Origin of the sequence: Streptomyces sp. NPDC032940 (assembly GCF_040636935.1) — a bacterium.
In the GTDB taxonomy this organism is placed as follows: Bacteria; Actinomycetota; Actinomycetes; order Streptomycetales; family Streptomycetaceae; genus Streptomyces.
On sequence record NZ_JBEZVJ010000002.1, the window covers coordinates 361184 to 381521 of the forward strand.

General features: G+C 71.8%; 17 protein-coding genes. 10 read left to right on the forward strand and 7 right to left on the reverse strand.

The genetic code is table 11. The features are described 5' to 3' along the window. The first annotated feature begins 342 nt into the window (after positions 1 to 342). The 5 genes from AB0E77_RS04255 to AB0E77_RS04275 all read left to right on the forward strand — a co-directional run bounded on the left by AB0E77_RS04255 (position 343) and on the right by AB0E77_RS04275 (position 4901). Complete coding sequence (locus AB0E77_RS04255; protein WP_361565260.1) at positions 343 to 1074, forward strand: TraR/DksA family transcriptional regulator; 732 nt, start codon at positions 343 to 345, stop codon at positions 1072 to 1074. A gap of 71 nt (positions 1075 to 1145) precedes the next feature. Further along, positions 1146 to 1739: a signal peptidase II gene (gene lspA, locus AB0E77_RS04260; protein ID WP_361565263.1), complete on the forward strand. Its 594-nt coding sequence runs from the start codon at positions 1146 to 1148 to the stop codon at positions 1737 to 1739. Positions 1740 to 1796: 57 nt separating this feature from the next. Continuing rightward, the gene (locus AB0E77_RS04265; RefSeq protein ID WP_361565266.1) at positions 1797 to 2741 is read left to right on the forward strand and encodes an RluA family pseudouridine synthase; all 945 of its coding nucleotides are present in this window, start codon (positions 1797 to 1799) and stop codon (positions 2739 to 2741) included. Further along, positions 2738 to 3232, forward strand: coding sequence for a GNAT family N-acetyltransferase (locus AB0E77_RS04270; RefSeq protein WP_361565269.1), 495 nt, complete (start codon positions 2738 to 2740; stop codon positions 3230 to 3232). The genes AB0E77_RS04265 and AB0E77_RS04270 overlap by 4 nt, the downstream gene beginning before the upstream one ends. Positions 3233 to 3314: 82 nt before the next feature. Continuing rightward, positions 3315 to 4901, forward strand: a complete 1587-nt coding sequence (locus AB0E77_RS04275; RefSeq protein WP_361565272.1) for a Na+/H+ antiporter — start codon at positions 3315 to 3317, stop codon at positions 4899 to 4901. Between the two features lie 28 nt (positions 4902 to 4929). Here the strand turns inward: AB0E77_RS04275 and AB0E77_RS04280 are convergent, their stop codons facing one another. Next, complete coding sequence (locus AB0E77_RS04280; protein WP_361565275.1) at positions 4930 to 6054, reverse strand: mechanosensitive ion channel domain-containing protein; 1125 nt, start codon at positions 6052 to 6054, stop codon at positions 4930 to 4932. Between the two features lie 106 nt (positions 6055 to 6160). Between AB0E77_RS04280 and AB0E77_RS04285 the strand changes: the two genes are divergently transcribed. Then, positions 6161 to 6751 (forward strand): dienelactone hydrolase family protein, encoded by a 591-nt coding sequence (locus AB0E77_RS04285; protein WP_361565278.1) that lies wholly within the window; start codon positions 6161 to 6163, stop codon positions 6749 to 6751. Here the strand turns inward: AB0E77_RS04285 and AB0E77_RS04290 are convergent. From AB0E77_RS04290 to AB0E77_RS04310, 5 genes are all read right to left on the reverse strand, one after another. Beyond that, positions 6736 to 7719: a zinc metalloprotease gene (locus AB0E77_RS04290; RefSeq protein WP_361565280.1), complete on the reverse strand. Its 984-nt coding sequence runs from the start codon at positions 7717 to 7719 to the stop codon at positions 6736 to 6738. The genes AB0E77_RS04285 and AB0E77_RS04290 overlap by 16 nt on opposite strands. Positions 7720 to 8053: 334 nt before the next feature. Further along, the gene (locus tag AB0E77_RS04295) at positions 8054 to 9739 is read right to left on the reverse strand and encodes an alkaline phosphatase D family protein (protein WP_361565283.1); all 1686 of its coding nucleotides are present in this window, start codon (positions 9737 to 9739) and stop codon (positions 8054 to 8056) included. Positions 9740 to 9824: 85 nt separating this feature from the next. Beyond that, positions 9825 to 10625: a DsbA family protein gene (locus AB0E77_RS04300; RefSeq protein ID WP_361565286.1), complete on the reverse strand. Its 801-nt coding sequence runs from the start codon at positions 10623 to 10625 to the stop codon at positions 9825 to 9827. A gap of 81 nt (positions 10626 to 10706) precedes the next feature. Continuing rightward, on the reverse strand, positions 10707 to 11414 hold the full coding sequence (locus AB0E77_RS04305; protein WP_361565288.1) for a hypothetical protein: 708 nt from the start codon (positions 11412 to 11414) through the stop codon (positions 10707 to 10709). Between the two features lie 69 nt (positions 11415 to 11483). Beyond that, the gene (locus AB0E77_RS04310; protein WP_361565291.1) at positions 11484 to 12809 is read right to left on the reverse strand and encodes a DUF2252 domain-containing protein; all 1326 of its coding nucleotides are present in this window, start codon (positions 12807 to 12809) and stop codon (positions 11484 to 11486) included. Positions 12810 to 13043: 234 nt separating this feature from the next. Here AB0E77_RS04310 and dnaE point away from each other — a divergent pair, with 234 nt between their 5' ends. Further along, positions 13044 to 16583, forward strand: a complete 3540-nt coding sequence (dnaE, locus tag AB0E77_RS04315) for a DNA polymerase III subunit alpha (RefSeq protein ID WP_361565294.1) — start codon at positions 13044 to 13046, stop codon at positions 16581 to 16583. An 83-nt stretch (positions 16584 to 16666) separates the two neighbouring features. Here the strand turns inward: dnaE and AB0E77_RS04320 are convergent, their stop codons facing one another. Further along, a complete protein-coding gene (locus tag AB0E77_RS04320) occupies positions 16667 to 16831 on the reverse strand; it encodes a hypothetical protein (RefSeq protein WP_361565296.1) in 165 nt (54 codons plus the stop codon). Positions 16832 to 17056: 225 nt separating this feature from the next. Between AB0E77_RS04320 and AB0E77_RS04325 the strand changes: the two genes are divergently transcribed. The 3 genes from AB0E77_RS04325 to AB0E77_RS04335 all read left to right on the forward strand — a co-directional run bounded on the left by AB0E77_RS04325 (position 17057) and on the right by AB0E77_RS04335 (position 20314). Next, complete coding sequence (locus tag AB0E77_RS04325; protein WP_361565299.1) at positions 17057 to 18286, forward strand: NYN domain-containing protein; 1230 nt, start codon at positions 17057 to 17059, stop codon at positions 18284 to 18286. Between the two features lie 120 nt (positions 18287 to 18406). Beyond that, positions 18407 to 19381 (forward strand): ABC transporter ATP-binding protein, encoded by a 975-nt coding sequence (locus tag AB0E77_RS04330; RefSeq protein ID WP_361565302.1) that lies wholly within the window; start codon positions 18407 to 18409, stop codon positions 19379 to 19381. 117 nt (positions 19382 to 19498) lie between these two features. Then, a complete protein-coding gene (locus AB0E77_RS04335) occupies positions 19499 to 20314 on the forward strand; it encodes an ABC transporter permease (RefSeq protein WP_161166509.1) in 816 nt (271 codons plus the stop codon). Positions 20315 to 20338: the final 24 nt, after the last annotated feature.

Here is a 20338-nt window from a genome sequence, read left to right on the forward strand (position 1 = left end):
GTCCCCGGGTCGCTCTGGGCTGCGTACGCCGCTACTCGTCCCCATCCACGCTTTTCGCTCCGCCCAGTGTACGGCGCCGCGCGGACAGCGGCCGACCGGTTTAACGGCGGACGGGACTGACCCGAATGCCGGGCTCCGGCGTCCGGCCTCCGGCGGGCGCGGCCGGGAGCGGGACCGGCGGATTACCCGGCGGGGAGCTGGGCACAACGCATGCATGCTCGCCAGGCGGCGCACGGTGGGCGGTGGATCGGGCGGCGTGCCCCGTTGCCGCGGGACCCGAGTCGATTTATCGTCCCAGCACGATTCGCGAGCAAGATCACAATATGTGAAGGGGCCGCGGCCATGGTGGCGAAGAAGACCGCCGTAGAGCAGTCGGAGGCGACTGCGTCGAAGTCCGCTGCCAGGAAGACGACGGCCAAGCGGGCGACGGCCGCCGAGAAGGCCGCGGCGAAGAAGACCGCGTCGGCGAAGGGCACCGCGGCCAAGGGCGCGGCGAAGAAGACCGCGGCGGAGCGGCAGAGCCCGGTGAAGAAGAGCACGGCCAAGAAGAGCACGGCGAAGAAGGCGGGCGCGGCCGAGGCCGCGGAGCAGACGGGAGCCACGACGGTGGTTGCGAAGAAGACTCCTGGCACGGCCACGGCGGCCAAGTCCGCGGTTCCGAAGGCGCGCGGGGCCGACCCCGGTGACCTCGCGGTACGCCCCGGCGAGGACCCCTGGACCCCGGCGGAGGTCGAGGAGGCCCGCGGGGAGCTCCAGTCCGAGGCCGACCGGCTGCGCACCGAGATCGACCAGTCGGAGCGGTCCCTGAAGGGCCTGATGCGGGACTCGGGGGACGGTGCCGGCGACGACGAGGCGGACACCGGCACCAAGAACATCACCCGCGAGCACGAGCTGGCGCTGGCCGCCACCGCCCGCGACGTGCTCACCCAGACCGAGCGCGCCCTCGAACGCCTCGACGCGGGCACCTACGGTCTGTGCGAGAACTGCGGCAACCCCATCGGCAAGGCGCGCATGCAGGCCTTCCCGCGGGCCACCCTGTGCGTCGAGTGCAAGCAGAAGCAGGAACGCCGGTAGTGAGCCGCGTCCCGGGTGGAGGGCGTGCCGTACCCTCGTCCTCAGTCAGGTACCTAGGCTGAGGGACTCACGTGGCAGAGGCGGAGCGCATCATCGGTACGCCGGACACCCCGGACGCGGCGGGGGACGGGCAGGAGCGGCCCGACGCCGAGCAGGCACAGCCGCCGGAGCGCCCCCGCGGCAGGCGCCGGATCGCCGTGCTGTTCGCGGTCGCCGTCTTCGCGTACCTGCTCGACCTGGGCAGCAAGATGCTGGTGGTCGCCAAGCTGGAGCACCACGAGCCCGTGGAGGTCATCGGGGACTGGCTGCGCTTCGCGGCGATCCGCAACGCGGGCGCGGCCTTCGGCTTCGGCGAGGCCTTCACCGTCATCTTCACGGTGATCGCGGCCGCCGTGATCGTCGTGATCGCCCGCCTCGCGCGCAAGCTGCACAGCCTGCCGTGGGCGATCGCCCTCGGCCTGCTGCTCGGCGGGGCGCTCGGCAACCTGACCGACCGGATCTTCCGCTCGCCCGGCGTCTTCGAGGGCGCGGTCGTGGACTTCATCGCGCCCAAGCACTTCGCCGTCTTCAACCTCGCCGACTCGGCGATCGTCTGCGGCGGCATCCTGATCGTGATCCTCTCCTTCCGCGGCCTCGACCCGGACGGGACCGTCCACCGGGACTGAGCGCCCGGCGCCGGACGGGCGTGCGGGACCGTCCGGCGCGTCCGGCATACTCGACGGGTGAGCACGCTTCCCGAGATCCGTACCCTGCCCGTGCCCGACGGCCTGGAGGGCGAGCGCGTCGACGCCGCCATCTCCCGCATGTTCGGCTTCTCCCGTACCAAGGCCGCGGAGCTCGCCGCGGCGGGCAAGGTGCAGGTCGACGGATCGGTGGTCGGCAAGTCCGAGCGCGTCCACGGCGGCGCCTGGCTCGAGGTCGAGATGCCGCAGGCGCCCGCGCCGGTGCAGGTGGTCGCCGAGCCCGTCGAGGGCATGGAGATCGTGCACGACGACGAGGACGTGGTCGTGATCGTCAAGCCGGTCGGCGTGGCCGCCCACCCGTCCCCGGGCTGGAACGGACCGACCGTCATCGGCGGACTGGCCGCCGCCGGGTACCGCATCTCCACGTCCGGCGCCGCCGAGCGCCAGGGCATCGTGCACCGCCTCGACGTGGGCACCTCCGGCCTGATGGTGGTCGCCAAGTCGGAGCGGGCGTACACCTCGCTCAAGCGCCAGTTCAAGGAGCGCACGGTCGACAAGCGCTACCACACGCTCGTGCAGGGCCACCCCGACCCCACCAGCGGCACCATCGACGCCCCCATCGGCCGCCACCCGCAGCACGACTACAAGTGGGCCGTCACCGCCGAGGGCAAGCCCTCCGTCACGCACTACGACCTGATCGAGGCGTTCCGCGCCGCGTCCCTGCTCGACGTGAAGCTGGAGACCGGCCGCACCCACCAGATCCGCGTCCACATGGCCGCCCACCGCCACCCCTGCGTCGGCGACCTCACCTACGGCGCCGACCCCACCCTCGCCAAGCGGCTGCGCCTGACCCGCCAGTGGCTGCACGCGGTCCGGCTCGGCTTCGAGCACCCCGGCGACGGGCAGTGGGTGGAGTACGCCAGCGACTACCCCGAGGACCTCCAGCAGGCCCTGGACCGGGTCCGCGAGGAGACCTACGCATGAGCGCCCCGGCCTACCGGGTGCGCGTCGCCGAGGACCCGGCCGACCGGGAGGCGTGCTTCGCGGTGCGCAAGGAGGTCTTCGTCGCCGAGCAGAACGTCCCGGAGGACATCGAGTACGACGCGTACGACTCCGGTGCCGTGCACGTCCTCGCGGTCCGGGAGGACGGCGTCCCGCTCGGCACCTCGCGGCTGCTGCACGGCGCGGCCGCCGTGGCGAAGAACGGCGACGGCGACCCGGCCGTCGGCTCCCTCGGACGGCTCGCCGTCGTCCGCGCCGCCCGCGGGCTGGGCGTCGGGGCGGCGCTGGTGCGCGCCGTCGAGGACGCGGCACGCGCGCGCGGGCTCACCGCCGTCGATCTGCACGCGCAGACGCACGCCCTGGGTTTCTACGAGCGACTGGGGTACCGGGCCTACGGACCGGAGTTCCCCGACGCGGGGATACCCCACCGTGCGATGCGGCGCGTTCTCCAGGAGCGAGCCGTGCCGGGCTGAGCCGGACCGGCCGGCGGGGCCGGTGACATGGCAGGCTTGAGCCCCGCCGTGTGCACGCCGAGACCCCACCGGAGCGGTGACCGTGGATCAGTTGGCCCTGTTGTTCATGCTGCTGCTCGGGGCCCTGCTGAGCGTCCCGGTCGGGGACCGCCTCGGACTGCCGGCGCCCGTGCTGATGACCGTCCTCGGCATCGTCCTGGCGCTGCTCGACTTCGTGCCCAACGTCGACATCCCGCCGGAGCTCATCCTGCCCGCGCTGCTGCCGCCGCTGCTGTACGCGGCCGTGCGGCGCACCTCCTGGCGGCAGTTCGCGGCCAACAAACGGCCGATCTTCCTGCTGGCCGTCGCCCTGGTGTTCGTCACCACGGCGTGCGTGGCCACCGTGGCCCACGCCGTCGTGCCGGGCCTGCCGATCGCGGCCGCCTTCGCGCTCGGCGCGCTGGTGGCGCCGCCCGACCCCGTCGCCGCCACCGCCGTCGCAGGCCAGCTGGGACTGCCGCGCCGCCTGGTCTCCATCCTGGAGGGCGAGGGTCTCTTCAACGACGTGACGGCCATCGTCCTCTACCACGTGGCCATCGCCGCGGCCGTCAGCGGTTCCTTCTCGCCCTGGCAGGCCGGGCTGGACCTGGTGCTGTCCGCCGTCGTCGCCGTCGCGGTCGGCCTCGCGCTGGGCTGGGGCGCCTACAAACTGCTGGACCTGCTGGGCGACGCGACCCTGCAGATCGGGCTGACGCTGCTGGTGCCGTACGCCGCCTACGTGCTGGCCGAGGAGCTTCACGGCTCCGGCGTCCTCGCCGTGCTGACCACCGCCATGTTCCTCGCCGAGTACGCCGTCGGCGCCGACGACGTGATGACCCGGCTCGCCGGGCACACGGTCTGGGACGTCGTCGACACCCTCGTCACCGGAGTCGCCTTCGGACTGATCGGACTGGAACTGCACAACGCCGTCCGCACGGCCTCCGGGCGATGGACCGAGCTGCTGGGCTGGGCCGGGGCGGTCGCCGGCGTGGTGATCCTCGTCCGGCTGGCCTGGCTGCTGCCGGCCACCTGGCTGACCCAGCGGCTGCACGCCCGGCGCGACCACGACGAGGACATCCCGACCAGCTGGCGGGAGACCGTCGTCATGTGGTGGTCCGGGATGCGCGGCGTCGCCTCGGTGGCGCTGGCGCTCGCCATCCCCCTGGAGACGGACGACGGGTCGCCCTTCCCGAACCGCGAGGAGATCGTCTTCATCGCCTTCGGCGTGATCATGGTGACGCTGCTGCTCCAGGGCCTGACGCTGCCCTGGCTGGTGAACCGGCTCGGGGTGCGGTCGGACACCGAGCGCGAGAAGGAGTACGAGAAGGCGCTCGCCGTGCGCGCGGCCAAGGCGGCGAAACAGCGGCTCAAGGAGATCGAGGCGGTCGAGGAACTGCCGGAGGAGCTGTCCGAGCAGATGCTGCGGCGGGCCTTCGACATCGGCATCCGGATCAGCCCGGACATCGGCGACGAGGAACGGCGCGAGGCTCAGCTCCAGCGGACCCGGCGGCTCAAGCGCATCCGCCGGATCCAGGGCGAGATGCTCAGCGCCGCGCGCCACGAGGTACTGGCCGCACGCAGCGAACCCGGAGCCGACCCGGAGATCGTCGACCGGGTGCTGCGCCACCTGGACGTGCGCAGCCTGCGCTGACGGCGCCGCCCGGCCGGCGGGCCCGCGGTCACAGGGACTTCTGCGACTGGTGCGGGAAGCGCCGGACCTCCCCGTCCGGTGAACGCCGGGAACGGGGGAAGCCGTCGCGGCCCGGGCGGCGGTCCGCGTCCGCCGTGTTGACGCGGGGCAGGGCGTACGGGTGCTCGTCGGCCAGCCAGCGGATCATCTGCTCGCGCACCTCGACCCGTACCGTCCAGATGTCGTCCGCGTCCTTCGCCGTCACCAGCGCCCGCACCTGCATGGTGTTCGGGGTGGTGTCCGTGACGGTCAGGTTGTACGCCCGCCCGTCCCAGGCCGGGCAGCCGCGCAGGATGTCCCGCAGCCGCTCGCGCATCGCGTCCAGCGGGGCGGTGTGGTCGAGGTGCCAGTAGACGACGCCGGTCATCTGCGGGGTGCCCCGCGACCAGTTCTCGAACGGCTGGGACGTGAAGTACGACACCGGCATCGTGATCCGGCGCTCGTCCCAGGTCCGCACGGTCAGGAAGGTCAGCGTGATCTCCTCGACGGTGCCCCACTCGCCGTTCACCACGACCGTGTCGCCGATGCGGACCATGTCGCCGAAGGCGATCTGCAGCCCCGCGAACAGATTGCCCAGGGTGGACTGCGCGGCGACACCGGCGACGATGCCGAGGATGCCGGCCGAGGCCAGCAGGGAGGCACCCGCCGTGCGCATCGCCGGGAACGTCAGCAGCATCGCCGACGCGGCGACCACGCCGACGACCGCCGAGACGACCCGCCGGATCAGCGACACCTGGGTGCGCACCCGCCGCACCCGGGCCGGGTCGCGCTGGGCGTGGGCATGGGCGTAACGGGAGTAGGACGTCTCGACGACGGCCCCGGCGATCCGGATCGCCAGCCAGGCCGCCGAGCCGATCAGCACCAGCGTCAGCGTGCGCCCGACCCCCACATGGTGCTCCGGGAACACCCGGGCCTCGACGTAGCTCCCTCTCAGCAGCGCCGCGCACAGCACGACCTGGTACGGGACGCGCGCGCGGCGCAGCAGCCCCCACAGGGGCGTCTCGGGGTGCCGTCCGTCGGCCTTGCGCAGCAGCAGGTCGGTGGCCCATCCGATGACCAGGGTCAGCAGGACGGAGCCGCCGACCACGATCAGTGGGCGGAGTATCGTCTCCATCCCTCGAACGTAACCGGCCCGGCCCGGGTGTGAACCTGTGACGTGTGTCCCCCGCCGGGAGGCCGTCGCCCGTCGCCCTGTCACACCCGGCTGGCACCATGGCCCCATGAACATCGTGCTCTTTCATTCGACCCACGGCCCGAGGGCCGCGGTGCGGCAGGCCGCCGACCGCCTGCGCGAGGCCGGGCACCAGGTCTGGACCCCGGACCTCTTCGAGGGACGGACGTTCGACACGGTCGAGGAGGGCATGGCGTACCAGGACGAGGCCGGCAGGGAGGAGCTGCTGAAGCGGGCCGTGCTGGCCGCCGCGCCCTACTCCGAGCGCGGGCTGGTGTACGCAGGGTTCTCGCTCGGTGCCTCCGTCGCCCAGACCCTCGCCCTCGGCGACCACCGGGCGCGCGGGCTGCTGCTCCTGCACGGCACCTCGGACATCGCCGCCAACGCCTCGGTGGACGACCTGCCGGTGCAGCTGCACGTGGCCGAGCCCGACCCCTTCGAGACGGACGACTGGCTCAGCGCCTGGTATCTCCAGATGGGCCGGGCCGGCGCCGACGTGGAGGTGTACCGGTACGCGGGCGCGGGACACCTCTACACCGACCCCGACTCGCCGGACTACGACGAGGAGGCGGCGGAGGCCACCTGGCGGGTGGCGCTCGGCTTCCTCGACTCGCTCGAGCGGGATCAGCCGGCCCGGTAGGCCGCCCAGCTGTCCTGCATGCGCTGCACCTGGCCCGCGGTGAACCGGTCCATGCACGCGTCGTACGTGTAGTCCATGAAGTTGTGGATCGGGTCGGCTCCCGTCTGGCGGGCGCAGGTGTCACGGCCCTCGGGGCACTGGTAGGCGGGGCTCTTCTCGGCCGGGGTGTCGGCTACGTAGTCGCCCTGGCCGTTGCAGCCGCCCTGGAAGGTGTGGTAGAGCCCCATCCAGTGGCCCACCTCGTGGGTGGCGGTGTCGCCCTGGTCGTAGTTGGCGGCGGAACCGCCCGGCAGCGAGGAGTTGAGGATGACGACGCCGTCCATGGAGGGGCTGGACCGGTAGGAGCTGGGGAAGGTGGCCCAGCCCAGGAGCCCGTCACCGATGTTGGCCGCGTAGACGTTGAGCGCGTTCGCGCCGCCCTGGCGCAGGGCGGACTTCATCGCCTTCTCCTCCGGCGAGCCGGAGCCGACGGTGTACCAGGCGGCGTTGTCGGTGTAGTCCGTGCCGGCCAGGGTGAACTGGAAGCCGGAGTCGGTGTTGCCGGAGCCGCCGCCCGCGTAGGCCGCGTTCAGGACGTTCATCTGGGCGGTGATGTCGGCGGAGTCGAGCTTGCCGGCGGCACCGTCGTGGATGACGTGGAAGTAGACCGGGACGGTGGCCGAGGCGGCGGTCGCCGTGACGCGGCCGCTCGCGCGCAGCTTGTCGAGCTTGCCGCGCAGGTCGGCGTCCATGGCCCGGGCGTCGGCCTCGCTGACCTCGTTCGGTTCGGCGGCGTGGTCGCCGTGGCCGGGGCGGGCCTGGCGGGCCGTGGCATGGGTGTCGTCGGCGCAGTCGGCGGCCGGGGTGCCGGCGGCGGCAGCGACGCCGGTGGGTGCGGACAGCGGGGAGAGCAGCAGGGTTCCGGCCGCGACGGCCGTGCCGAGAAGGCGTCTGGGGGTCAGGGACGGTATCCGGGCAAGCGCACGCATGGGGGCTCCTAGCGGATGCGGTGGGGATGGGGCGCAGGGATCTTCCTGGCCGCCGCCCGGAGATTACGTGTACATGCCGATGCAGACGGAGCAATGATCAAGCCCAAACGAACACCCGGCGAACACGGGCAATTCGGGAAGGGTCCCGGGGCGGGCCCGGCTCACCGGCCGGCGTTCGGGATCGCAGCGTGACGGGTACGGAGCCCGGCGGGCGGCGTGTCCCGGTTCGGTTCACCGTTCACACCACCCGCCGTAGTCGCACGGGTCCTCCGCGGTGGTCCGCTCGACTTCCATGACTGGCCGGAAAACGCCGGTGCGAGCGGACCCGCGGGGATCAGACGGGGGAGTGGACCCGCTCGACGCGCTGCGTGCCGCTGCGGGTGCGGTAGGAGCGCGCCCACGTGGACCGGGCGTCCGGGTCGGTGCGGTCGGATACGACGTAGTAGTCCATCTGGGCCCGCTCGGCGGTGACGTCCAGCACCCCGTAGCCGTGCCGGTCGGTGTCGACCCAGTGGACGTGCCGGTTGGCCGCCCGGATGACCGGCGCGGCGACCGCGGACACCGTGCCCTCGGGGACCTTCAGGATGTCGTCCAGGTTGTCGGAGGTCACCGAGGAGACGACGAACTCCGTGGCCGCCGAGCCGGACAGCGGGTAGGTGGCGGCGTTGTACGGCACGTCGTTGGCCCACGCCATGTGGATGTCGCCGGTCAGGAACACCGTGTTGCGGATCGCTCCCGCGCGCAGATGGGCCAGCAGTTCGCGGCGGTCGTCGGTGTAGCCGTCCCACTGGTCGGTGTTGAGGGCGAGCCCCTCCTTCGGCAGGCCGAGGAGTTCGGCGAGCGGCCTCAGCAGCTCGGCGGGGAGCGAGCCGACCGCGAACGGCGACATCATCACCGGGTTGCCGACCAGCCGCCAGGCGGTGTCGGAGGACGCGAGCCCGGCCTTCAGCCAGTCGAGCTGGGCGCGGCCGGTGAGGGTGCGCTCCGGGTCGTCCACGTCGCCGTTGCCGAGGGCCACCTGCTGCGAGCGGAACGAGCGCAGGTCCAGGAGCGAGAGGTCGACCAGTTTGCCGAAGCGCAGCCGCCGGTAGGTGGTGCCGGCGATCGCCGGGCGTACCGGCATCCACTCGAAGTAGGCCTGCCTGGCGGCGGCCTGACGCGCCGCCCAGGTGCCCTCGGCGCCCTCGGTGTGGTTCTCGGCGCCGCCCGACCAGGTGTCGTTGGCGAACTCGTGGTCGTCCCAGATCGCGACGACGGGTGCGACCGCGTGCAGCGCCCGCAGGTCGGGGTCGGTCTTGTAGCGGGCGTGCCGCGTGCGGTAGTCGGCGAGGGTGACGATCTCGTGGGTGGGTGCGTGCCGCCGCACCACGGTGTCGCGGGTGCCGTACTCGCCGGTGCCGTACTCGTAGATGTAGTCGCCCAGGTGCAGCCAGGCGTCCAGGTCGCCGCGGGCCGCGAGATGGCGGTACGCGGAGAAGTGGCCGGCCTCCCAGTTGGCGCAGGAGACCACGCCGAAGCGCAGGCCCGTGACGGCCGCGTCGGCCGCGGGGGCGGTCCGGGTGCGGGCGACGGGGGAGTCGGTGGGACCCGCGGAGAAGCGGTACCAGTAGTCCGTGGCCGGGGCGAGGCCGCGGATGTCCGCCTTGACCGTGTGGTCGGAGGCGGCGGTCGCGATGACGGACCCCTTGGCGACGATGTTCGTCAGCGCCTTGTCGGTGGCGACGATCCAGCTCACCTCGGTGTCCGGCCCTATGCCCGAACCGGGCACCGCCTCGGGCACCGGCGTCACCCGGGTCCACAGCAGGACGCCGTCGGGCAGCGGATCGCCGGAGGCGACGCCGTGCAGGAAGACGGGGGCGGCAGCGGCGGCCCCGGCGGGCAGGGCCGCGGCGAGCGGCGCGGCGAGGACGGCCCCGGCCGCCGCGGCCTTGACGACCGTGCGGCGGCTGGGCGTGCGCGAGCCGGCCCGCTCGGCGGGCACGGGGAGGATCTCTTCGGATGATCTGTGTCGACTGGTCACGGCCGATCAGGTTACTGATCGGTATGCGCGCGGGCGGGCGAACTCGCGAAAGTTCGCCCGCCCGTCGACTGCCCGGTGCCCCGGGTTACTTGGTGACGCCCGCGTCCTTGAGCGCCTTCTGCCAGTCGGCGACCGTACTCGGGTTCTCGATCACCTTGTCGTTGATCTTGATGGTCGGGGTCGACTCGACGCCGTCGGCGTCGTCGAAGGACTTGCTCATCCGCATCGCCCAGGCGTCGTAGGTGCCCTTCTCGACGGCGTCCTGGAACGTCTTGTTGTTCTTCAGGGCGTCGACCGTGTTCGCCACCTTGATCAGGTAGTCGTCCTTCGCGAACTCGTCGGTCGTCTCGGCGGGGTGGTACTCGGACGAGTACAGCGCGGCCTTGTAGTCGAGGAAGGCGTCCGTGCTGACGTTCAGCGCGGCACCGAGCGCGCTGAGCGCGTTCTTCGAGCCCTCGCCGCTGAGGTTGCCGTCCAGGAAGGTGCCGATGGTGAAGGAGAGCTTGTAGTCGCCGTCCGTCATGCCCTTGTTGACGGTCTCGCCGAGGTTCTGCTCGAAGGAGGCGCAGGCCGGGCAGCGGGGGTCCTCGTAGAGGTGGACCACGTTGTCGCTCTTGGACTCGCCGACGACGACCGTGGTGCCGTCCTTGCCCGAGGTGTGGGCAGGGGCCACCACCTTGGCCTCGGCGGCCTTCTCCCAGCCGCTGGGCTTGTTCATCTGCACGACGGCGTAGCTGACGCCGCCGGCTATCGCCAGGATGCCGACGATGGAGCCGGCCACGATGGCCTGCCGCTTGACCTTGTCGCGCTTGGCCTGGCGCTCGCGCTCCTGGCGCAGCCGCTCACGGGCCGCCGTCTTCGCCGCCTGGCTGTTCCGCTTGCTCATGGTGATGTTCTCTCCGGGGACGCGCACACGGGGGTGTGCGGAATGGGAATGGGGGCCGGTCGGCGCTCGGTGACCGGGGGGTCACGCGAACGCGGGCGAGACCGGCGGTCCGCGCCGTCCCAGGGAGTGCGTGAGGATCCGCTCGCGGGCGCCCGCCGTGCGGCGGACCGCCGGGGCCGGGCGGCGCACCGCCGGGGCCCGGCGGACGGCCACGGCCGCGACCGCGAGCAGGAGCGGCCGGAAGGTCGTCGCGGCCACCGCGCCCAGCAGCCGTCCGAGCGCGCGCTCACCGCGCCGCAGCCAGGCCGCCGCGAGCAGGCCGACGCCGACGTGCGCGCCCAGCAGCAGCCAGGCGGTCGCGGGGTCGGCGTGGGCGAGCAGGGACGCCAGGCGGTCGGTGTCGGCACCCGTCACCCGGGTCAGCGGTGTGCCGGCCCCGGCGCCCACGCCCATGCCGCCGCCGCACAGCACGTCGAAGCCCACGGAGCGCAGGGGACCCGCGACCGGGCCGCCCGCCTCGCCGTAGCAGACGTGCTGCCCGGTGGTGAGGACGGTGTCGGCCGCCAGCTCCAGCGGGATCAGCAGGGTGGCGATGTGCCCGAAGCCGCGCTCGCGCCGCCCGGCCAGGGCGTACGCGATCAGGAACACGGCGGCGGCGACCGCGGCCACCGTACTGAGCGGCAGCGGAACCCCGGACAGCAGCACGTGCGACGCGGTGCTGAGCGTCACGACGAGTGCCGTGAACAGCGCCGCGCGCACGGCTCTGAGCGGGGTTCCGGATATGTCCATAGCGAGTCAAGAGTGTGTCATGGGGACCGGTAAGAGTCCCTTAAAGGGTCCCTGTGAGGCGGCCGGCGGTCACAGGCCCGGGATCCGGCCGTTGCGGAAGAGGTCGACGAAGGTCTGGTGATCGGCGCGCGCGCGTGCCCCGTAGGTGTGCGCGAAGTCGACCAGCAGGGGCGCGAAGCCCTCCTCGTCGGCCGCGATCGCCGCGTCGATGGCCCGCTCGGTGGAGAAGGGCACGAGGGACTCCCCGGACTGGTCGTCCGCCGCCGCGTGCATGGCCGCCGTGGCCCGGCCCAGGTCGGCGACGACCTCGGCGATCTCCTCGGGGTCGTCGATGTCGCCCCAGTCCAGGTCCACCGCGTACGGCGAGACCTCGGCGACCAGCTGCCCGGCGCCGTCCAGCTCGGTCCAGCCCAGCCACGGGTCGGCGTGCGCCTGGAGGGCGCGCTGGGAGATCACCGTGCGGTGGCCCTCGTGCTGGAAGTAGTCCTGGATCGCCCGGTCGGTGACGTGCCGGGAGACCGCCGGGGTCTGCGCCTGCTTGATGTAGATCACCACGTCGTTCTCCAGGGCGTCGCTGTTGCCCTCCAGGAGGATGTTGTACGACGGCAGACCGGCGGAGCCGATGCCGATGCCCCGGCGGCCGACGACGTCCTTGACGCGGTACGAGTCCGGGCGGGCGAGCGACGACTCCGGGAGCGTCTCCAGATAGCCGTCGAAGGCGGCCAGCACCTTGTACCGCGTGGCCGCGTCCAGCTCTACGGCGCCGCCGCCGGCGGCGAAGCGGCGCTCGAAGTCGCGGATCTCCGTCATCGACTCCAGCAGCCCGAACCGGGTCAGCGAGCGGGCGACGCGCAGCGCGCCCAGCAGCGGGCCCTCCGCGGTGTCCAGCGTGAACGGCGGCACCTCGTCGCTCTTGGCGCCCGTGGCCAGCGAGTGGATCCGCTCCCGGTACGCGCCCGCGTACACCCGCACCAGCTCGGTGATCTGCTCGTCACTGAGCGCCTTCGCGTACCCGATCAGCGCGATGGAGGCCGCGAAGCGCTTGAGGTCCCAGGTGAACGGGCCGACGTACGCCTCGTCGAAGTCGTTGACGTTGAAGATCAGGCGGCCGGTGGAGTCCATGTACGTGCCGAAGTTCTCCGCGTGCAGGTCGCCGTGGATCCACACCCGGGAGGTCCGCTCGTCCAGGTACGGGCCGCCCGCGGTCTCCGCGTCCAGGTCGTGGTAGAAGAGGCACGCCGTGCCCCGGTAGAAGGCGAAGGCCGAGGCCGCCATCTTGCGGAACTTCACGCGGAACGCGGCCGGGTCGGCGGCCAGGAGCTCGCCGAAGGCGGTGTCGAAGACGGCGAGGATCTCCTCGCCGCGGTGCTCGTCGCGGAGCTGCGGGACCGACATCGCTGGGTGCCTCCTGGTACGGGTGGTGCGTGGCGAGTGCAGCGGAGAACTGCACTCGGACCAACGTTCGAGGGCATGCGAGAGTGCCCGCGGCCCGGGGCCCGCCCGACACGCGGGGCCCCGCACGAAGGTACGCGGCCGAGGCCCCGGAGTGTCAGTCCCGGGGCATAGACTTCGACGCTGACCCCCGGACTGACCGCAGCCCGTCGACCGAGCTTTCCCAGGAGGCCGCACGTGTCCAAGCCGCCGTTCACGCACCTGCACGTCCACACCCAGTACTCGCTGCTGGACGGTGCCGCGCGGCTGAAGGACATGTTCGAGGCGTGCAACGAGATGGGCATGACGCACATCGCCATGTCCGACCACGGCAACCTGCACGGGGCGTACGACTTCTTCCACTCCGCGAAGAAGGCCGGGATCACCCCGATCATCGGGATCGAGGCGTATGTCGCCCCCGAGTCGCGGCGCAACAAGCGCAAGATCCAGTGGGGCCAGCCGCACCAGAAGCGCGACGACGTCTCCGGCTCCGGCGGTTACACCCACAAGACGATGTGGGCGACCGACAAGACGGGGCTGCACAACCTCTTCCGCCTCTCCTCCGACGCCTATGCCGAGGGCTGGCTGCAGAAGTGGCCCCGGATGGACAAGGAGACCATCTCCCAGTGGTCCGAGGGGATCGTCGCCTCCACCGGCTGCCCCTCCGGCGAGGTGCAGACCCGGCTGCGCCTCGGCCACTTCGACGAGGCACTCAAGGCCGCCGCCGACTACCAGGACATCTTCGGCAAGGACCGGTACTTCCTGGAGCTGATGGACCACGGCATCGACATCGAGCACCGGGTCCGCGACGGCCTCCTCGAGATCGGCCGGAAGCTCGGCATCCCGCCGCTGGTGACGAACGACTCGCACTACACCTACGCGCACGAGGCGACCGCCCACGACGCCCTGCTGTGCATCCAGACCGGCAAGAACCTCTCCGACCCGGACCGCTTCCGCTTCGACGGCACCGGCTACTACCTGAAGTCCACGGACGAGATGTACGCCATCGACTCCTCGGACGCCTGGCAGGAGGGCTGCGCCAACACGCTCCTGGTCGCCGAGATGATCGACACGACCGGCATGTTCGAGAAGCGCGACCTGATGCCGAAGTTCGACATCCCGGAGGGCTACACCGAGATCACCTGGTTCCAGGAGGAGGTCCGCCGCGGCATGGAGCGCCGCTTCCCCGGCGGCGTCCCCGAGGACCGCCAGAAGCAGGCCGAGTACGAGATGGACGTCATCATCCAGATGGGGTTCCCGGGCTACTTCCTCGTGGTCGCCGACTTCATCATGTGGGCCAAGAACCAGGGCATCGCCGTCGGCCCCGGCCGAGGCTCCGCGGCCGGTTCGATCGTGGCCTACGCGATGGGCATCACCGACCTCGACCCGATCCCGCACGGCCTGATCTTCGAGCGGTTCCTCAACCCCGAGCGCGTCTCCATGCCCGACGTCGACATCGACTTCGACGAGCGTCGGCGCGTCGAGGTGATCAGGTACGTGACCGAGAAGTACGGCGCCGACAAGGTCGCCATGATCGGCACCTACGGCAAGATCAAGGCGAAGAACGCCATCAAGGACTCCGCGCGCGTGCTGGGCTACCCGTACGCGATGGGCGACCGGCTCACCAAGGCCATGCCCGCCGACGTCCTCGGCAAGGGCATCGACCTCAACGGCATCACGGACCCGGCCCACCCGCGGTACAGCGAGGCCGGCGAGATCCGCGCGATGTACGAGAACGAGCCGGACGTGAAGAAGGTCATCGACACCGCCAAGGGCGTCGAGGGCCTGGTCCGGCAGATGGGCGTGCACGCCGCCGGTGTCATCATGTCCAGCGAGCCCATCGTCGACCACGCCCCGATCTGGGTGCGGCACACCGACGGCGTGACCATCACGCAGTGGGACTACCCGCAGTGCGAGTCGCTCGGCCTGCTGAAGATGGACTTCCTCGGCCTGCGCAACCTCACGATCATGGACGACGCCGTCAAGATGGTGAAGTCCAACAAGGGCATCGACCTCGACCTGCTCTCCCTGCCGCTGGACGACCCCACGACCTTCGACCTGCTCCAGCGCGGCGACACCCTCGGCGTCTTCCAGTTCGACGGCGGGCCCATGCGCTCCCTGCTGCGGCTGATGAAGCCCGACAACTTCGAGGACATCTCCGCCGTCTCCGCGCTCTACCGTCCCGGCCCCATGGGCATGGACTCGCACACCAACTACGCGCTGCGCAAGAACGGCCTCCAGGAGATCACGCCGATCCACAAGGAGCTGGAGGAACCCCTCCAGGAGGTCCTCGCGGTCACCTACGGCCTGATCGTCTACCAGGAGCAGGTGCAGAAGGCCGCCCAGATCATCGCCGGGTACTCGCTCGGCGAGGCCGACATCCTGCGCCGCGTGATGGGCAAGAAGAAGCCCGACGAACTGGCGAAGAACTTCGTCCTCTTCCAGGAGGGCGCCCGCAAGAAGGGCTACAGCGACGAGGCCATCCAGGCGCTGTGGGACGTGCTGGTCCCCTTCGCCGGATACGCGTTCAACAAGGCGCACTCGGCCGCGTACGGCCTGGTCTCGTACTGGACGGCGTACCTCAAGGCCAACCACCCCGCCGAGTACATGGCCGCGCTGCTCACCTCGGTCAAGGACGACAAGGACAAGTCGGCCGTCTATCTGAACGAGTGCCGGCGCATGGGCATCAAGGTGCTCCCGCCCAACGTCAACGAGTCCATGTCCAACTTCGCCGCCCAGGGCGACGACGTGATCCTCTTCGGCCTCTCCGCCGTGCGCAACGTCGGCACCAACGTGGTCGAGTCGATCATCAGGTGCCGCAAGGCCAAGGGGAAGTACTCCTCCTTCCCCGACTACCTGGACAAGGTCGAGGCGGTCGTCTGCAACAAGCGGACGACGGAATCGCTGATCAAGGCCGGCGCCTTCGACGAGATGGGCCACACCCGCAAGGGCCTCACCGCGCAGTACGAACCGATGATCGACAACGTGGTCGCGGTCAAGCGCAAGGAGGCCGAGGGCCAGTTCGACCTCTTCGGCGGCATGGGCGAGGAGGAGAACGACGAACCCGGCTTCGGACTCGACGTCACCTTCAGCGACGAGGAGTGGGACAAGACCTATCTCCTCGCCCAGGAGCGGGAGATGCTCGGTCTGTACGTCTCCGACCACCCGCTCTTCGGGCTCGAGCACGTCCTGTCCGACAAGGCCGACGCGGGCATCTCCCAGCTCACGGGCGGTGACTTCGGCGACGGCGCGGTCGTCACCATCGGCGGCATCATCTCCGGCCTCCAGCGCAAGATGACCAAGCAGGGCAACGCCTGGGCCATCGCCACCGTCGAGGACCTGGCCGGCTCCATCGAGTGCATGTTCTTCCCCGCGACCTACCAGCTGGTGTCCACCCAACTCGTCGAGGACGCCGTGGTGTTCGTCAAGGGACGCCTCGACAAGCGGGAGGACGTGCCGCGACTGGTCGCGATGGAGCTGATGATCCCCGACCTGTCCAACGCGGGGACCAACGCGCCCGTGGTCCTCACCATCCCCGCGACCCGGGTCACCCCGCCGATGGTCAGCCGCCTCGGAGAGATTCTCACGCACCACCGCGGCGACAGCGAGGTCCGGATCAAGCTCCAGGGCCCGACGAAGACGACGGTGCTGCGCCTGGACCGGCACCGGGTGAAGCCCGATCCGGCGCTCTTCGGCGACCTGAAGGTGCTGCTCGGCCCGTCCTGCCTGGCGGGCTGACGCCCGAGCGGCGAAGGGGCGCACCCGGCACCGGGTGCGCCCCTTCGTTGTCACGGCGGGCGCAACGGCCCCCGCACCGGACGTCAGTTGTGGCCGAAGCGCTTCTGCCGCTTGCGGGAGGCCACGTCGCCGGGAGACAGCGGCGGGGCGTGCTGCTCCTCGCGGTCCAGCACGGCCGACTCGGCGGACTGCGGGGCACGGGCGGACTGGGACTGCTTACGGTCACGGTTGTTCTTGTTCTTGGCCATGGTGATCTACCTCCTGAGGGGGATCTGTCGGGCCAGGTACCGCCTCAGATTCACATAGACTGAAAAAGAACGCATATCGGGTAATTACCGTGCGTGACACGGCTCGTCGGGCCGCGGGCCGCCGAAACGCCACGCCGAAGATCGAGTTCGGGCCGTTAACCTCCGCGCCGTCGGGCAGACTCGAAGGAAGCCCGAAGCAAACCTCCCGGAAAGAGGGTGGATCGCGTGGACCGCTGCATCGTCCTGGTGGACGCCGGGTATCTGCTGGGGGCCGCCGCCAGTCTCCTCGCCGGGGAGCCCTCGCGCTCGCGCATCACCGTCGATCACGCCGCCCTCATCCAGGGGTTGCGCGACCGCGCCGAGTCCGACACGCAGCAGCCCCTGCTGCGCATCTACTGGTTCGACGGCGCCCCCGACCGCGTCCCGCAGCCCGAGCACCGGCGGCTGCGCGTGATGCCCCGGGTCACCGTACGGCTCGGCGCCCTCACCCGCAGTGACGGACGCTGGGCGCAGAAGGGCGTGGACGCGGCCATGCACGCCGAACTGACCGAGCTGGCCCGCAACCGGGCCTGCTCGGACGTCGTCCTGGTGACCGGCGACGGCGACCTGCTGCCGGGCATGATGGCCGCCAAGGAACACGGCGTCGCCGTCCACCTGTGGGCCGTACAGGCCGCCGACGGCGACTACAACCAGTCCGAGGACCTGGTCGCCGAGGCCGACGAACGCCGCGTGCTGGACCGCGCCTGGATCACCAAGGCCGTGCGCGCCAAGGAGACCGGCGGCATCTGTGCCCCGCCCCCGGTGCCCCGGCCCGAGATCGCCGCGATCCTTTCGGCGCCGCTGCCCGAGTCCGCCCTGTCCGCCGCGACGGAACGGCCCGCCCGGGAGCCCGCGCACCCCGCCGCGGACACCTCCGCCGCACGCAACGGCACCGAGGAGCGCACGACGCCCGCCAGGGGCGTCCCGACCCCCAAGGACCTGGCCTCGCTGCGCGCCCCCGGCGGCCAGGGAGGCGCCCAGCCCGCCGCCCACCCGCCGACCGCCACCCTGCGCTGGTCCTCCGACAAGGGCTGGGTCGACCGGCCCGCCGCCGAGCCGGCCGAGGCCGTCACACTGCCGACGCTGGCCCAGCTCACCACGGCCGAGCAGCGCTGGGCCGACCGCGAGGAGGACATCACCACGGTCGGCGGCGACCCGTACGAGGTGGGGCAGGTCTTCGCCCGCCGCTGGGTGGAGCGCCTCGGCGACCACGGCCATCTGCAGAAGCTGTCGGGCATGTACCCCCGCATCCCGCACCGGGTCGACGGCGAGCTGCTGCGGTACGCCGCCCGCTTCGGGCTGCTGGCCCACAAGGACGACCAGATCGACGAGCACGACCGGTACGCGATCCGGGCCGGGTTCTGGCGGGAGATCGACGTACGGACCGCCACCGAGCACGCTCCGGCCGGGGAGTGACGCCCTGGCCGAATTGATGCTTATGGGTGGACCCGAGGACGAGGCGGGGTTCACGACCCCGTACTCTCGTCCCTTGTGAATACGCGCGCGACCCAGGCATCTCGACCCGGTGGCGATGCCGTGTGCGTGGTGCGCGGACTGACCAAGACCTATGCGGCGGTACGCGGCCGGCGCGGCGTTCCCGCCGCCCCCGAGGTCCGGGCCACGGACGACGTGACCCTGGAGATCCACCGGGGTGAGATCTTCGGACTGCTCGGCCCGAACGGCGCGGGGAAGTCCAGCCTCGTCCGCCAGCTGACCGGCCTGATGCGGCCCGACAGCGGCAGCGTGGAGATTCTCGGCCACGACATCGTGCGCCACCCCGAGCGGGCCGCGCGGATCCTCGCCTACCTCGGCCAGGAGTCCAGCGCCCTGGACGAGCTCACCGTCTCCCTCGCCGCCGAGACCACCGGGCGGCTGCGCGGCCTCGACGCCGCCGACGCGCGCGCCGAGCGGGACGCCGTCCTCGACGAACTGGGTCTGACCCCCCTCGCCTCCCGCCCGATCAAGAAGCTCTCCGGCGGCCAGCGGCGCCTGGCCTGCTTCGCCGCCGCACTGGTGGGCGAGCGGCCGCTGCTCGTCCTGGACGAGCCGACCACCGGCATGGACCCGGTGGCGCGGCGCGCCGTCTGGGCCGCCGTCGACCGCCGGCGCGCCGAGCGCGGCACGACCGTGCTGCTCGTCACCCACAACGTCATCGAGGCCGAGACCGTCCTCGACCGGGTCGCCGTCCTCGACCGCGGCCGGGTGATCGCCTGCGACACCCCGGCCGGGCTCAAGGAACAGGTCGCCGGAGAGGTCCGCGTCGACCTGGTGTGGCGCGAGAGCGCCCCCCTGGGAGTGCCCGAGGTCGCCGCGCTGCGCGACCGGGCCGCCGAGTCGGGGCGCCGCTGGACGCTGCGGCTCGCCCCCGAGGAGGCCCGCACGGTCGTCGCCACCGTCACCGGCGGGGCCGCGTTCGCCGCGCTGGACGACTTCACGCTGGCCACGCCCAGCCTGGAGGACGTGTACCTGGCGCTGGGCGGCGCCGCGCGGCAGGGGCTGGTCAGGGCGTGAGCCGCCGGACGGTGAGAGAGCGCGACGCCGCGTCCGTACCGGACGGGGCGAGCACGTGCGTGAGGGGGCCGAGTGCACAGCGGCTCAGCGACGAGTGGTGAAGGGGAGCAGCACGACGTGAGTGTCGTACCCGCCGAAGTCCTGCCCGACCGTGCCCCGGCCGCCGAGGAGCGGGGGGCCGCCGCGCTCGGGCCCCGGGCGCGGCTGTGGCCCTCCCTGGTGGCCGTGTACCGGGCGCAGCTGTCCCGGGCGCGGGTCGCTCGGATCCCGCTGCTGTTCGTGGCCACCTTCCAGTCGATCGGCATCATGATCCTGATGCGCGGCGTCGTGGACGGCGGCGGCGAGGCGCAGGCCGTCGTCGCCGGCTCGGCGGTGCTCGTCGTGGCCTTCGTGGCGCTGAACCTGCTCGCCCAGTACTTCGGCCAGCTGCGCGCGAGCGGCGGCCTCGACCACTACGCGACGCTGCCCGTTCCGCCGGCCGCGGTGGTGCTGGGCGCGGCGGGCGCCTACGCGTCCTTCACCGTGCCCGGGACCGTGGTGACGGCCGTCTTCGGATGCCTGCTGTTCGGGCTGCCGATGACCCATCTGTGGGTGCTGGTGGCCGTGATCCCGCTGGCCGGCGCCGCGCTCGCCGGGCTCGGCGCGGCGCTGGGGCTGCTCGCGCCCCGGCCGGAGCTCGCCACCCTGCTCGGCCAGCTGGGCATGTCGGCGGCGCTGCTGCTGGGCGTGCTGCCCGCCGAGCGGATGCCGGAGGCGGTGCGGCTGGCCCGCGACCTGCTGCCCTCGACATACGGCGTGGAGGCCTTCGCGCGCACCTTCGGGCCCCGGCCGGACTGGGCTTTCGTCCTCGGGGACCTCGCCGTGTGCGCGGCGGTGGGCGTGATCTCCCTGGCCGTCGCCACCTGGGCGTACCGCCGGGCCGCCGTCCGGTGACGCGCGGCACAGGCGCGTTTGGCA

Coding starts and splice junctions, on each gene's coding strand:
- AB0E77_RS04310 (WP_361565291.1), bottom strand. CDS start 12,809: ATGTCGGTCCCGCAGCTCCGCGACGAGCACCGCGGCGAGGAGATCCTC.
- AB0E77_RS04305 (WP_361565288.1), bottom strand. CDS start 11,414: ATGGACATATCCGGAACCCCGCTCAGAGCCGTGCGCGCGGCGCTGTTC.
- AB0E77_RS04270 (WP_361565269.1), top strand. CDS start 2,738: ATGAGCGCCCCGGCCTACCGGGTGCGCGTCGCCGAGGACCCGGCCGAC.
- AB0E77_RS04320 (WP_361565296.1), bottom strand. CDS start 16,831: ATGGCCAAGAACAAGAACAACCGTGACCGTAAGCAGTCCCAGTCCGCC.
- AB0E77_RS04255 (WP_361565260.1), top strand. CDS start 343: ATGGTGGCGAAGAAGACCGCCGTAGAGCAGTCGGAGGCGACTGCGTCG.
- AB0E77_RS04290 (WP_361565280.1), bottom strand. CDS start 7,719: ATGCGTGCGCTTGCCCGGATACCGTCCCTGACCCCCAGACGCCTTCTC.
- AB0E77_RS04300 (WP_361565286.1), bottom strand. CDS start 10,625: ATGAGCAAGCGGAACAGCCAGGCGGCGAAGACGGCGGCCCGTGAGCGG.
- AB0E77_RS04280 (WP_361565275.1), bottom strand. CDS start 6,054: ATGGAGACGATACTCCGCCCACTGATCGTGGTCGGCGGCTCCGTCCTG.
- AB0E77_RS04285 (WP_361565278.1), top strand. CDS start 6,161: ATGAACATCGTGCTCTTTCATTCGACCCACGGCCCGAGGGCCGCGGTG.